Source organism: Achromobacter sp. GW823-FHT04E03 (assembly GCF_058796095.1).
On record NZ_JBXAIJ010000002.1, the window covers coordinates 794528 to 806658 of the forward strand.

A 12131-nucleotide genomic window follows, 5' to 3' on the forward strand; every position below is an offset into this window, starting at 1 on the left:
TCAGGCCTGTTTCGGCAGCAGGCTGTCGATGATCAGCAGGTCCTGCGCGCGGATGCTCTCGGTCATGAAATCGATGAAGACCCGCATGCGGGCGGGCAGGTGCTGGCGGCTGAGAAAGCACAGGTAGTGCCCGCGGTCGTCGGGCGAGTACTGCGGCATGCAGGCGACCAGCGTGCCTGCGCGCAGATGCTCGCAGACCTGGTACGCCGCCATCTGCGCGATGCCATGGCCGTCCAGCACGGCCTGCAGGACCAGGTCGGCATCGTTGAAGGTCAGCATGGCGGGCGGCGCGAACTTGCGCAGATGGCCGCCGACCTTGAATTCCCATTCGAATACGCGGCCGGACGCCAGCAGGAAGTTCACGCAGCTATGGCCGGACAGCTCGTCGACGCTTAGCGGCAGCCCGTGCCTGGCGGCATAGTCGGGCGAGGCGCACAGGATCATCTGCATGGGAATGACTTTCTTGGCGATCACCTGGCTGTCTTCCATGCGGCCATTGCGAAACGACACGTCGACGCGGTCCGTGGTGAAGTCGGTCGGGCCGTCATCCAGCAACAGCTCCACCGAGATGTTCGGATGCGCTTCGCGGAACGCCTTCAGCAGGGGCGCCACGACCTTGCGGCCGAAACCCACGGTGGAGCAGACGCGCACCAGGCCGGAAGGCGGGCCCTCGCGCAGGTCGCGCATGTTGTCCAGTGCCTGGATGATCCGTTCCACGCCGGGATGGCATTGCTCGTAGAAGCGCTGCCCCTCCGCGGTCAGCGAGGTGCTGCGCGTGGTGCGCACGAAGAGCCGCACGCCCAGCTGGTCTTCGAGTTTCTGCACGCTGCGGCTGACTGCCGAACGCCCTATGCCCAGCCGGTCGCCGGCCTTGGCGAAGTTGCCCTCGGCGGCGACCGCCAGGAAGGCCATGACGCCGGCATAGCTGGTGGCAAAGCTGTCGGCCAGGGAGTCCGGGCCGTTCGCGGGAGGGGTGACCGGGGAGGCTGGGATAGGGGTAGGCATGGTGGCAGCGCCGCAAGTTGGTTGATCCTACCTGCTAAGACGTTGCGCTGGACGGTTTTGTGACGCCTCCTTGAAAAAAATGGCCATCCCCGGGCGGGGAGACACCCGGGGATGGCCTGGAAGGGATAAATATCCGTCCCTTATTGAACGGGGATCAGGGCGGGAGCGCCCTTTTTCTTGATCAGCACGACCACGAACTTGGCCGGCTTGGTCTGGCTGGCGTTGCGGCCCACGGTGTGGATGTCGTCCGGCCCTTCGTAGAAGGTCTGGCCAGGGGTCAGCGTCACTTCCTTGCCGCCTTTGACCTGCATGACGATGCTGCCCTCCAGCACATAGACGAAGGCCGAGGCGTCATGGCGGTGCAAGGGGTCGGCGGCCCCGGGCGGGTAGTCGACGACGAGCATGACGGCATCCCGGCCGGGAATGTCGGGCAGGTCCTTGCTCATTACTTCCGTGACGATGGGATCGGCCGGCTTGCCGGCGGGCGCGCCGTGGTGCGATGCAGCATGGGCGGGCTGGCCCAGCAGCGCGCCGGCGGCGATGAAAGACAACGCGAGTTTGGTGAGTTTCGGCATGGCCTGTCCTGAGTGGAGTGGTGACAGGTCCATCGTAGAAGCGAGGGCGGCGCGGCGGTAGGTCCGCGCAAGGGACCACCATGTTGCCCGCGATGCACCAACGCCGGTGCGGGCGGTCTCAGCGTTGCGCCAGGGCGGCCGCGATGCGGGCCAGCTTGTCCGGATTGCGCTGCACCAGCACCCGGGTCAGGCGCTTGCCGTCCGTTTCGTAGGACTGCACCGATTCGAGATCGCCATCGATGAAGCGCAGCAAGGTCCACTGGCCGTTCACCTGGACCACCTCGGTGCGCAACGCGTCGCGGTAGCGGCGCTTGCCGGCGTAGAACAGCTGCGCCAGCCGCTTGCCGCCCACCAGGCTGGCAAAGGCGGTGACCTTGTCGCCGCCGTCGCCGATAAGTTCGGCATCGTCGCTCAGCAGCGCATGCAGGCCGTGGAAGTCGCTGCGGTCCATCGCATCGGCAAAGGTCAGCAGCAGCCGGTGCAGCGTCGCGCGCGGCACGGCCTCGCGCGGGGTGCCTTGGCGCAATTGCTGCTTGGCGCGCCGCACCAGCTGGCGGACCGCGGCCTGGGTCTTGTCCAGGGTCTGCGCGATGTCCTCGTAGTCGGCGTCGAACACTTCGCGCATCAGGAAGGCCGCGCGGGCGTCCGGCGACAGGCGCTCCAGCATGAACAGAAATGCCACTGACACATCGTCGGCCAGTTCATGGATCTGTTCGGGCGTGGAAGGCGCGGCCATCAGCATCGGTTCCGGCAGCCAGACGCCCACGTAGTTTTCCCGTTCCGTGCGGGCAGCGCGCAGGCGGTCGATCGCCAGACGGGTGGTGACGGTGACGAGCCAGGCCTCGGGGTTCTCCAGCGTGGAGCGGTCGGCGCCATGCCAGCGCAGCCACGCATCCTGCACCACGTCTTCCGCCTCGGCCACCGAGCCCAGCATGCGATAGGCGATCGCGTAGAGGCGCGGGCGATGGCGGTCGAACAGGGTCACGGAGCCGGTCATGGTATGGGCCAATGCCTAGCGGAAATGGGGGGGGGGGCGGGAGGGCAGGGTATTTTGCCGCAGCGGCCCGGGCAGGACAAGCCGCGCAAGCCTCTGCCAGCCAGTCCCGGGCGGAGGGGCGCGCCGCGTGCCGCGCGCTACAGCGCGATCACCGAGGCAGGCAGCGCGGGCAGGTTGGCGCTGCCTGCCATCTGCTTCAGATCCCTTTCGATCATGACGCTCAGGCGGCTGATGGGTACGTCGTTGGCGCTGCCCTCGAAGGGATTCTCCGTGCTTTCGCCCACCTGCTCGAGCGAGGTGTAGATCCACGAGATGATTACGCTGAACGGCACCGCCAGCCACGCCATCTGGCCTTGCATGTAGCCGCCGATATCCTGGCCCAGCTGGGCGAATTGGCCCGTCAGTCCGAACGGCAGCGCCACGCAGAAAGAGCGCACGAACAAGGTGTTGATGATGGCGTACTGGCGTGGATACGGAAAATTCTTGATGCGCTCGGCCTGTCCCTGCAGATCCAGCAGTTCCCGGATGCGGCTGTTGAGCTCGGCGTATTCCGCCGCGGTGATGGCGCCTGCATCCAGCAGTCCGCGGACCGCCCGGCCTTGCATTGCCAGCATTTGCGCGGCCTTGTCATCCGTCTGCATCAAACCGGCAATGTCCTGTGCCGGCAGGTAGCGGGAAAGCGCGGACTCCAGGGGCTCGGCGCGTTCCGGGATCACGTACTGCCTGCGGTATTCGGCATTGGGACGGTTGCCGACGGTCTCCCATACGCGGGCCTCGCGCAGCTGGTAGCGCAACGCCGTCAACCAGGCCAGATGCCGCTGCACCAAGGCCGTGCCGCGTTCGGCGTCGCCGACGTAGTTGCGGCTGATCACGCCCCAGTAGCGGCTGGCGCTGACGATGCTCATCCAGACCTTCTGCGCTTCGACCGTGCGCGCATAGGTCTGCACGTTCTTGAAGCCGACGACAAAGGTGGTGGCGGTGCCCAGTAGCGAAACCACCGACAAGGGCAAGGTCAGCCATTTCAGGCCAGCCAGCTGATGGAGCAGCACTGGCGCGAAGCCCAGCGCCAGCAGGACGTAGATCTTCCTGCGGGTCCAGATGATGAACTCGCCCAGGCGATAGGATTTTCCCAGATGCATGATGTCGGCCCCCCGGTCGGCGCGCAGCGGCGCGTCTGGTGTGTATGGGTGCGCTCATCCTAAGAGCGTCGCGCGTGACGCGGTAGGGCCATGCAAGGACGCATGGTGTTGCCGGCGCGACACCAATCATCGTTTCTCCTTCCGAATAAGTGCGGCCCGCGTGACGTGGGCCTGCGTGGCGCGCGTCATGTCCATGCCGCGGCGCATTGGTGCCCGTCGCGCAACAGCGTGCTTCCCGCCGCGTGCCTACCGCGGACCAGACCGCATACCTACCATGCCCTCACTCACTTTGCCGAAACAGGAGTTCCCATGAACGACTCGCACAACCCGGCCCGCCGCAGTCTTCTTGCCGGCAGCGCCATCCTGGCGACGGGGGCATTCGCCATCCGCGCCGAAGCAGCCGCGCAGAGCAACGCGCAATCCAACCGGAGCACGACCATGACCCGCAATACCTTCACCACCAACGACGGTACGCAGATCTACTTCAAGGATTGGGGCCAGGGCCCCGTGGTCACCTTTTCGCATGGCTGGCCGCTGAACGCGGATGCCTGGGACGGGCAGATGCACTACCTGGCGCGCAATGGCTTTCGCGTCATCGCGCATGATCGGCGCGGCCATGGCCGTTCTTCGCAGCCGTCTGCCGGCAACGACATGAACGGCTATGCCGATGACCTGGCGCAGTTGATCGAGGCGCTCGATCTGAAGAACATCACCATGGTTGGCCATTCCACCGGCGGCGGCGAAGTGGCGCGCTATATCGGCCGCCACGGCAGCAAGCGCGTGGCCCGCGCGGTGCTTATCGGCGCGGTGCCGCCGGTGATGTTGAAGTCCGCTGCCAATCCCGAAGGCCTGCCTGTCGAGGTCTTCGACGGCATCCGCGCGGGCGTGGCGGGAGACCGCTCACAGTTCTACAAGGAGCTGGCGGTTCCGTTCTACGGCGCCAACCGCCCCGATGCCAAGGTCTCGCAAGGCATGCTGGACCAGTTCTGGTTGTGGAGCATGCAAAGCGGCCAGAAGAACGCCTACGAATGCGTCAAGGCGTTTTCCGAGACCGACTTCACCGAGGACCTGAAGAAGATCGACGTCCCGACCCTGTTCATGCACGGCGAAGACGATCAGATCGTGCCGGTGCACGACTCGGCGAAGAAGGCCGCGCGCCTGGTCAAGAACGCCAGGGAAATCTATTACCCCGGCGCGCCGCATGGCCTGACCGCCACCATGCAGGACCGCATCAACGACGACCTGCTCGCCTTCATCCGCGCCACCGCCTGAACGGCGCACCTACCTGGAGTTACCGCCATGTTTGCCATTGAAAACACCGAATCCCTCGACCTGGTCCCGTCGCGCTACGCGCTGCAGATCGGTGACATCGACGCCCTGGTCGTGAGCGACGGCGTGCTGCCCCTGCCGACTTCGACCATGGCCACCAATGCCGATCCTGCCGATCTCGCAGCCTGGCTGGAACACATGTTCATGCCTCCGGACGCGTTCGACTGGCCGCTGAACGTGATGGTGGCGCGCAGCGGCGACCAGACCATCCTCATCGATGCGGGGCTGGGCGGGCAGTTCGCGGGCTTTCCGCGCGCCGGGATGTTCCCGCAGAGATTGGAGTCCGCCGGCATCGCGCTGGAATCCGTGACCGACGTGATCATCACGCACATGCACATGGACCACGTGGGCGGGCTGCTCGTGCCGGACGTCAAGGAGCGCTTGCGTCCCGACGTGCGCATCCACGTGTCCGCGACCGAAGTGGCGTTCTGGACGTCGCCGGATTTCTCGCACACCGTCATGCCCAAGCCTGTGCCTGCGGTATTGAAGTCGACGGCTACCAGCTTCTACAACGAGTACCGCGACCGGCTGCGCCTCTTCGACGATCGGCATGAGGTGGCGCCGGGCGTCATCGTGCGCATGACCGGCGGCCATACTCCCGGGCACAGCGTGGTCGACCTGATCTCGGGCGGCGAAAGGCTGACGTTTGCTGGCGACGCCATGTTCCCGGTCGCGTTCGACCATCCCGAATGGCAAAACGGTTTCGAGCACGACCCCGAGGAATCGGCCCGCGTCCGCCTCGGTCTGTTCCAGGAGCTGGCGCAGAACCGCGGGCTGTTGGTCGCCGCCCATCTGCCGTTCCCGTCCCTGGGCCGTGTGGCGGTCGACGGCGACGCGTTCCGCTGGGTGCCGGTCATCTGGGACTTTTAAGCGCGCCGATGCCGGCCGACGAGGCCTGTCGCGTCGGCCGGCGTCTTACCTGTACGAAGGAACATCATCATGAAAAAACTGTTGGGCAAGACTGCCGTCGTCACCGGCGGCAACAGCGGCATAGGCTATGCCGCGGCCGAGGCCTTCATTGCCGAAGGCGCGCGCGTGGCCATCCTCGGGCGCAGGAAAGATGCCGTCGACGCGGCGGTGGCGCAACTTGGAGCGTCCGCCTTCGGCATGGTTGGGGACGTTGCCGACCTGGCCACGCATGACCGCGTGGCGGCAGAAGTCCGTGAACGGTTCGGCGCCGTCGACATCTACATGGCCAACGCCGGCATGAATAACATCGAGCCTTCGACCGCGGTAAGCGTGGACAGCTATGACGTCCAGTTCGACACCAACACGCGCGCCGTGTTCTTCGGCGTCACCAAGGTCCTGCCGCTGGTGCGTGACGGTGGTTCCATCATCATCACTGGCTCCATCGCCAGCGCCAAAGTGCTGGAAAACCATGCGGTCTATGCCGGCTCCAAAGCCGCCATCGAGGCGTTTGCGCGCGCCTGGGCGCTGGAATTCAAGTCGCGCAAGATTCGTTTCAACGTATTGAGCCCCGGTCCTACGGATACGCCCATTCTGGAAAAGCTGGGCGTGGGCGCGGCGCATCGGCCCGCATTCGAACAGGGCATGGCCTCATTGATTCCGCTTGGGCGGCTGGCGCAATCTGCGGAATTGGCGCGCGCCGCATTGTTTCTCGCTTCGGACGACGGCGGGTTCATTACCGGGGTCAATCTGCGCGTCGACGGCGGCATCGCGCTGACTTAACTGGATCATCACTGCCTGGCAGAACGCGGGCGGACGATGGCAGGCGCTGGATCGGAAACGTTTGATTGCCTCTGCGCGTGGCGGATTTCAAATTCAGGCAACGATTGTTTATTGCCGATTCTTCATGATTTGAACAACCGATCCTGTGCAGACGTTCCAGCGCCATACGCGGCTGTCTACCCGCAGGTACTGGATCTGACCAGGTATGCGCCCGTCTGGGCGACGGCAATGTGGATTAATTTTGTTGCAGTGAAACACGCGGAATATTTCGATTATCCAGCATCCTGATCCCGCGTCGATTGGCAAACTCTTACAAGGTTGAAGCACACAAAAAAACACGAAGTTCTGATAGGGTCCATTTATGTGGAAATCTCGGAAAATTCGTTAAAATCAATTGCTTGGGATTATGAGCGGGAGCCTTGTCTCCCGCTTTGTGTTCAGATCCGCAGGTCGCCACCCGCGTCTGCGGTCCACGAAAAAAATGGGTTGACCGGCCGTATTTTTTTCTGGAATCAGCGTTTGCTGGCTAATCCAGTCAGCATTTTGATGCATTGCAGCATCGCAACAACGAAGCCCAGCTCCCTGCAGATTCTGATTCTGATGGCCTATCCCATTCCTGGCGGATTGTCCTGATGCCGGCCGGGGGCTTGGGTTGCGTCTCAGGCTTAGGATATCCACGCATGAATCTCCGGTTTCTGGAAACGTTTGTCCGAGCCGCCAGGCTCAAGAAAATGACCTTGGCCGCGGAAGAACTGCACGCGTCCCAGGCGGCCATCTCTGCCCGCATCGCAGCCTTCGAGGAAGAACTGGGGGTGAGGGTCTTTGTGCGGGAGAAGGGCAAGCAACTGAGCTTGACGCCAGTCGGCGCTGAAATGCTTGGACCCGCGGAAGAACTGCTGGCTCATGCAAGAGCCTTCACCAGCCGGTTCGCGACCACGGACGTACGGCTTACCCAGATCAGCATCGGCCTGAGCGGAACCGTCGCGGAAGCCATACTCGAGCCTATGGCCGCCGCCTTGAGCAGACAATGGCCGAACGTCACCGTGCACCTGCAATCGTTGACCAGTACGGATATACGACAGCAATTGCTTGGGGGGGCGCTCGACATCGGACTGTTGCTGGGCAGCATCGAAGAGCCGACGGTGGTCAACCGGCAATTGCTGGGGCTGGATTACGTCTGGGTCTGCAGCCCGAGCCTGATGCGCGGCGAGGTCGAGCCGTCGATGAATCAGTTGAAGCGGCTGCCTCTGCTGTCCTATCCGGTGGATTCGCTGCTGTACTCCTCGATTGCCAGCTATTTCTCATCTCCGCAGATGCAAGGCTTCAAGTTGATCGTCGTGAGGTCGCTGACGGTCATGCTGCGGCTGGCCGTTGCGGGTGCGGGCTACGCGGTACTGCCGCTCGAACTCATCCGCGGCGAACTCGATTCGGAAAAGCTGGTGCGGCTGCCATTTCCCAGGCCCTTTCCGAAGCAGACCTACTTCGCCGCCTATGTCGACCAGCCTGCGATTCCGTTGCGCGCAGCCATGGCCGACTGCATTTGCGAGGTAGCGCGGCTGGTCTCGGATGGCGTGGCGGACGAGACAACTTTTGCCGCCTGAGCGCAGCCGCGCTTCGGTCTGCGCTGTCTGCCCCTCAGTCCGGTTCGTTGGGGGACGCCGCGATGATCTGCCGCCACGCGATGGCATCGCGCTGTATCGTCTGCGCAAACGCTTCGGGGCCGTCTCCTACCGGTTCCGCAATCTGCCTGGCGAATGTTTCCCGCAACGCGAGTTGGGCCAAGGCCAGTTGCGCGCTGCGGGCGACCTTGGCGCTGATCTCGGGCGGGGTGTCGCGCGGCGCGCAAATGCCGACCCAGCCTTCGAAGCCCAAATCGTCCAGGCCCTGTTCGGCCAAGGTCGGTACGGACGGCATCTGCGGCAGGCGTTGATCCGTGCTGACGGCCAAACCCTTGACACGGCCAGACTCGATAAAGGGCAACGCTGAAATGATGCTGTCCATCATCACGTTCACGCGCCCCGTGGCGAGATCCGCATAAGCCGGCGTGGATCCGCGGTAGGGCACATGCAGCATGTCCAGGCCATTGCGCGCGCTGACTGTCTGGCCCGCAAGGTGGGGCATGGTGTTCTTGCCGCCCGAGGCGTAGCCGTATTTGCCGGGCGCCTGTTTGGCCGCCGCGATGAATTCCTGGAGATTGTTGGCAGATACGGCCGGATCGGCCACCCAGATCGTCGGCGTATCGGCGATGTGGACGACGGGAGCCAGATCCTCGACGCGGTACGGCAAGCCGGGATAAAGCGCTGTCGCCATGACCAGGCTGCTGGTGGAGCAGAGCAGCAGGGTATATCCATCGGGGCGTGCCCGGGCGACGGCCGCCGAGCCTATAGTGCCTCCCGCGCCCGGCCGGTTTTCGATGACCAGCGGCTGGCCCAGTGCCTGGCCCACCGGGCCGGCGATCTGCCGGGCCACTGCATCATTACCGCCGCCGGGGGGGAAAGGCACCACCAGCGTCACGGGTCTGCTTGGCCAGTCGGGGGATTCGGCCGCGTGCGCAGCGGGCGTCAGCGCGCAAGCAAGGAACAGAAGCCCGGCAATGGCGGAACCGTGCAAGGGGAGTCGGCGGATCATGCTGCTTCTTGGTGGCAAGAGTGGGTGGGCGAATTGCGCGCAACCCCGCATGCTGCCGGACATCCTTGCGTTAATGAAGCTAGAAAATACTTATTCAAATCAAAGAAAATTCATAACCTGGCTCGTTGACGACCAGGCGTCGTCGCCGGGCCGAATTGGGCCCGGCACGGTGGATACGCGTTCAATCGTCCAACGCCGGTACGGTCCCGATCTGGGCGAGGATGCGCGGCGATTCCATGTCGCCGGTTTCCTTGTCCACCAGCACTTCGTAGGCGGCAACGCCGGCGAACTTGGAGGCCATGGAGTTGGCGATGCGGATGGCGCCGAACTCGCTGCTGGCGGCGCGGATTTCACCAGGCGCGACGCCATCGGCGGCGGCGCGGTAGGGAACGACGATGTACTGAACGAGATGGGCAGCTTCTGACACAGGGTTCTCCTGGACGACAGTTTTTGGGCGAGCGAAATGTATCACGTTGTACTGTGTTTTTGTACAGTATTGTTTGACACCGCGCCAACAATTTTCAATCAGCCTGGGAAAACCCCTAGCGCGCATTCATTGCCCGATTTTCCGCCGACCTCTATTATTTTCGAAAATATTTAAATTTTTATAAAAAGAGGCAAGGGATGGAAGCGAACCGCTATGACGCGTACCGCGAGGACACCATAGGCCGCGCCAATGTGGCCGACTCGCCCGAGCTCATCGCCTACTACCAGGAGCTGGCCCGCCTGGAGACCGGCGCCCTGTGGACGGTGGCGAACAAGATCGAACCGTGGGCGCCGCGGTCGGCCTCGGTGCCGGTGGTGTGGCGCTACCAGGACCTGCGCGGCCACGTGCTGCGTTCTTCCGAGCTGGTTTCGCCCGAAGAGGCAGGCCGGCGCGTGATCTACCTGAACAACCCGGGCCGGCGCGACGTGGCCGCCGCCGTGGGCTGGCTGTACTCGGGCCTGCAGGTCATGAAGCCGGGCGAACTGGCTTCCGCCCACAAGCATTCGCATTCGGCGCTGCGCTTCATCATGGAAGGGCGGGGGGCCTTCACCGTGGTCGACGGCCACAAGATGACACTGGGCGCGAACGATTTCGTGCTGACGCCCAATGGCACCTGGCACGAGCACGGCGTGGCCGAAGACGGCACTACCTGCATCTGGCAGGACGGCCTGGACATTCCGCTGGTCAACGCCATGGAGGCCGGTTTCTATGCCGTGCATCCGGACCTGAACCAGACTGTGACCTATCCGGTGGACGACACTACCGCCGCCTGGGCCAACCCGGCGCTACGGCCTCAGGTGTCCGGTTGGACCAAGCCGTATTCGCCGCTCTTCAAGTACGAATGGGAGCCCACCTACGAGGCGCTGCGCCGCTATGCGCGCACTACCGCCGGCAGCCCCTACGACGGCATCCTGCTCGAATACGTCAACCCGGCCACGGGCGGCCCGGTCATGCCCACCATCGGCGCCAGCATGCAGCTGCTGCGGCCCGGCGAGCACACCAAGGCCCACCGCCATACCGGCAGCTTCATCTACCAGGTGGCCAAGGGCAGCGGCTATTCCATCATCGACGGCAAGCGCTACGACTGGACCGAACGCGACATCTTCTGCGTGCCCTCGTGGGCCATCCATGAACACGTCAATCTTTCATCGAACGACGACGCCTGCCTGTTCAGCTTCAACGACCTGCCCGTGATGCGCGCGCTGGCGCTTTACCGCGAAGAAGCGGTCAAGGAAAACGACGGCCATCAAGTGCTGATCTAGCGCTGCCCGATCCCTTTTGAATTTTTCATCCGCCGCGCGGGCCGGGCCCGCGCGCCTGACTCAACTCGTCCTGAATTTATGGAGTTCTTATGCGCTTGGTAACTTTTCGCGCCCATCCCACCGCCGCTGCCCGCCTGGGCGCGCTGGCCGAAGGCTATGTGATTGACCTGGCCCTGCTGGGCCGCGCAGGCGGCGTGGACCTGCCCGACGACATGCTGGCTTTCATCGACCTGGGCCCCGTGGCGGTGGCGCAGGCCAGCAAGCTGATGGAGGCTTATCGCGGCAACTGGCCCGTGGGCAGCGCGCTGCCGCAGGAAAACGTCAAGCTGCTGGCGCCGATTCCGCGTCCGCGCAAGAACATCTTCGGCATCGGGCTGAATTACGTGGAGCACGTGGCGGAATCCAGCCGTACGCTGGATACCTCGGCCGACCTGCCCAAGCAGCCGGTGATCTTCTCCAAGCCGCCCACCACCGTCATCGGCCCGGGCGACGCCATCGAGCACAACGCCAAGATCACGCAGCAGCTGGACTGGGAAGTGGAGCTGGCCGTGATCATGGGCCGCCGCGCCTCGCGCGTGGCCGAAGCCGATGCGCTGTCCTATGTGTTCGGCTACAGCGTGATGCTGGACATGAGCGCGCGCGATTGCCGCCGCGCCGGCCAGTGGATCTATTCCAAGGGCCAGGACACCTATGCGCCCTTCGGCCCGTGCATCGTGACCGCCGACGAGATCCCGGATCCGCAGGTGCTGGATCTGTGGCTGACGGTCAATGGCGAGAAGAAGCAGGGCTCGAACACGCGCCACATGCTGTTCAAGGTGCCGTTCCTGATCTCGGACATCAGCGCGGGCATCACGCTGGAGCCGGGCGACATCATCGCCACCGGCACGCCTGAAGGCGTGGGCGCGGGCCGCAAGCCGCAGGAATGGCTGTGGCCGGGCGACGTGGTGGTGGCCTGCGTCGAAGGCATCGGCACGCTGCGCCATCCGGTGGTGGCGGTCTAGAAAACGCCTGGCCGCGCCG

General features: G+C 64.2%; 12 protein-coding genes. 6 read left to right on the forward strand and 6 right to left on the reverse strand.

What is annotated here, in order from left to right:
* The 4 genes from AC1RHV_RS15030 to AC1RHV_RS15045 form a co-directional block, all read right to left on the reverse strand.
* Complete coding sequence (locus tag AC1RHV_RS15030; RefSeq protein ID WP_054455083.1) at positions 1–1005, reverse strand: LysR family transcriptional regulator; 1005 nt, start codon at positions 1003–1005, stop codon at positions 1–3.
* Between the two features lie 140 nt (positions 1006–1145).
* The gene (locus tag AC1RHV_RS15035) at positions 1146–1580 is read right to left on the reverse strand and encodes a cupin domain-containing protein (protein ID WP_054455081.1); all 435 of its coding nucleotides are present in this window, start codon (positions 1578–1580) and stop codon (positions 1146–1148) included.
* A 118-nt stretch (positions 1581–1698) separates the two neighbouring features.
* Positions 1699–2577 carry an RNA polymerase sigma-70 factor gene (locus AC1RHV_RS15040; RefSeq protein ID WP_054455078.1) on the reverse strand — a complete coding sequence of 293 codons (879 nt, stop codon included), beginning with the start codon at positions 2575–2577 and terminating at the stop codon, positions 1699–1701.
* Positions 2578–2714: 137 nt separating this feature from the next.
* Entirely contained in the window at positions 2715–3716 is a 1002-nt protein-coding gene (locus tag AC1RHV_RS15045; protein WP_175161160.1) for a bestrophin family protein, read from the reverse strand.
* Positions 3717–4154: 438 nt separating this feature from the next.
* Between AC1RHV_RS15045 and AC1RHV_RS15050 the strand changes: the two genes are divergently transcribed.
* The 4 genes from AC1RHV_RS15050 (at position 4155) to AC1RHV_RS15065 (ending at position 8335) form a co-directional block, all read left to right on the forward strand.
* On the forward strand, positions 4155–4988 hold the full coding sequence (locus AC1RHV_RS15050) for an alpha/beta fold hydrolase (RefSeq protein ID WP_217481772.1): 834 nt from the start codon (positions 4155–4157) through the stop codon (positions 4986–4988).
* Between the two features lie 27 nt (positions 4989–5015).
* Positions 5016–5915, forward strand: a complete 900-nt coding sequence (locus AC1RHV_RS15055; RefSeq protein WP_175161156.1) for an MBL fold metallo-hydrolase — start codon at positions 5016–5018, stop codon at positions 5913–5915.
* A 69-nt stretch (positions 5916–5984) separates the two neighbouring features.
* The gene (locus tag AC1RHV_RS15060) at positions 5985–6734 is read left to right on the forward strand and encodes an SDR family NAD(P)-dependent oxidoreductase (RefSeq protein ID WP_054455070.1); all 750 of its coding nucleotides are present in this window, start codon (positions 5985–5987) and stop codon (positions 6732–6734) included.
* 680 nt (positions 6735–7414) lie between these two features.
* Positions 7415–8335 carry a LysR family transcriptional regulator gene (locus tag AC1RHV_RS15065; RefSeq protein WP_192353761.1) on the forward strand — a complete coding sequence of 307 codons (921 nt, stop codon included), beginning with the start codon at positions 7415–7417 and terminating at the stop codon, positions 8333–8335.
* 34 nt (positions 8336–8369) lie between these two features.
* On the opposite strand, the gene AC1RHV_RS15070 is transcribed toward AC1RHV_RS15065, so the two are convergent.
* Positions 8370–9362, reverse strand: coding sequence for a Bug family tripartite tricarboxylate transporter substrate binding protein (locus AC1RHV_RS15070; protein WP_225591286.1), 993 nt, complete (start codon positions 9360–9362; stop codon positions 8370–8372).
* Between the two features lie 181 nt (positions 9363–9543).
* Positions 9544–9789, reverse strand: a complete 246-nt coding sequence (locus AC1RHV_RS15075) for a hypothetical protein (RefSeq protein ID WP_054455066.1) — start codon at positions 9787–9789, stop codon at positions 9544–9546.
* 197 nt (positions 9790–9986) lie between these two features.
* Between AC1RHV_RS15075 and AC1RHV_RS15080 the strand changes: the two genes are divergently transcribed.
* Both AC1RHV_RS15080 and AC1RHV_RS15085 read left to right on the forward strand, forming a co-directional pair.
* Entirely contained in the window at positions 9987–11111 is a 1125-nt protein-coding gene (locus tag AC1RHV_RS15080) for a cupin domain-containing protein (protein WP_054455064.1), read from the forward strand.
* A gap of 89 nt (positions 11112–11200) precedes the next feature.
* Complete coding sequence (locus AC1RHV_RS15085) at positions 11201–12112, forward strand: fumarylacetoacetate hydrolase family protein (protein ID WP_013391208.1); 912 nt, start codon at positions 11201–11203, stop codon at positions 12110–12112.
* Positions 12113–12131 lie beyond the last annotated feature (19 nt).

Excerpts from the sequence above, each read along its gene's own strand:
- AC1RHV_RS15030 (WP_054455083.1), bottom strand. The coding sequence starts at position 1,005 with ATGCCTACCCCTATCCCAGCCTCCCCGGTCACCCCTCCCGCGAACGGC.
- AC1RHV_RS15035 (WP_054455081.1), bottom strand. The coding sequence starts at position 1,580 with ATGCCGAAACTCACCAAACTCGCGTTGTCTTTCATCGCCGCCGGCGCG.
- AC1RHV_RS15040 (WP_054455078.1), bottom strand. The coding sequence starts at position 2,577 with ATGACCGGCTCCGTGACCCTGTTCGACCGCCATCGCCCGCGCCTCTAC.
- AC1RHV_RS15045 (WP_175161160.1), bottom strand. The coding sequence starts at position 3,716 with ATGCATCTGGGAAAATCCTATCGCCTGGGCGAGTTCATCATCTGGACC.
- AC1RHV_RS15050 (WP_217481772.1), top strand. The coding sequence starts at position 4,155 with ATGACCCGCAATACCTTCACCACCAACGACGGTACGCAGATCTACTTC.
- AC1RHV_RS15055 (WP_175161156.1), top strand. The coding sequence starts at position 5,016 with ATGTTTGCCATTGAAAACACCGAATCCCTCGACCTGGTCCCGTCGCGC.
- AC1RHV_RS15060 (WP_054455070.1), top strand. The coding sequence starts at position 5,985 with ATGAAAAAACTGTTGGGCAAGACTGCCGTCGTCACCGGCGGCAACAGC.
- AC1RHV_RS15065 (WP_192353761.1), top strand. The coding sequence starts at position 7,415 with ATGAATCTCCGGTTTCTGGAAACGTTTGTCCGAGCCGCCAGGCTCAAG.
- AC1RHV_RS15070 (WP_225591286.1), bottom strand. The coding sequence starts at position 9,362 with ATGATCCGCCGACTCCCCTTGCACGGTTCCGCCATTGCCGGGCTTCTG.
- AC1RHV_RS15080 (WP_054455064.1), top strand. The coding sequence starts at position 9,987 with ATGGAAGCGAACCGCTATGACGCGTACCGCGAGGACACCATAGGCCGC.
- AC1RHV_RS15085 (WP_013391208.1), top strand. The coding sequence starts at position 11,201 with ATGCGCTTGGTAACTTTTCGCGCCCATCCCACCGCCGCTGCCCGCCTG.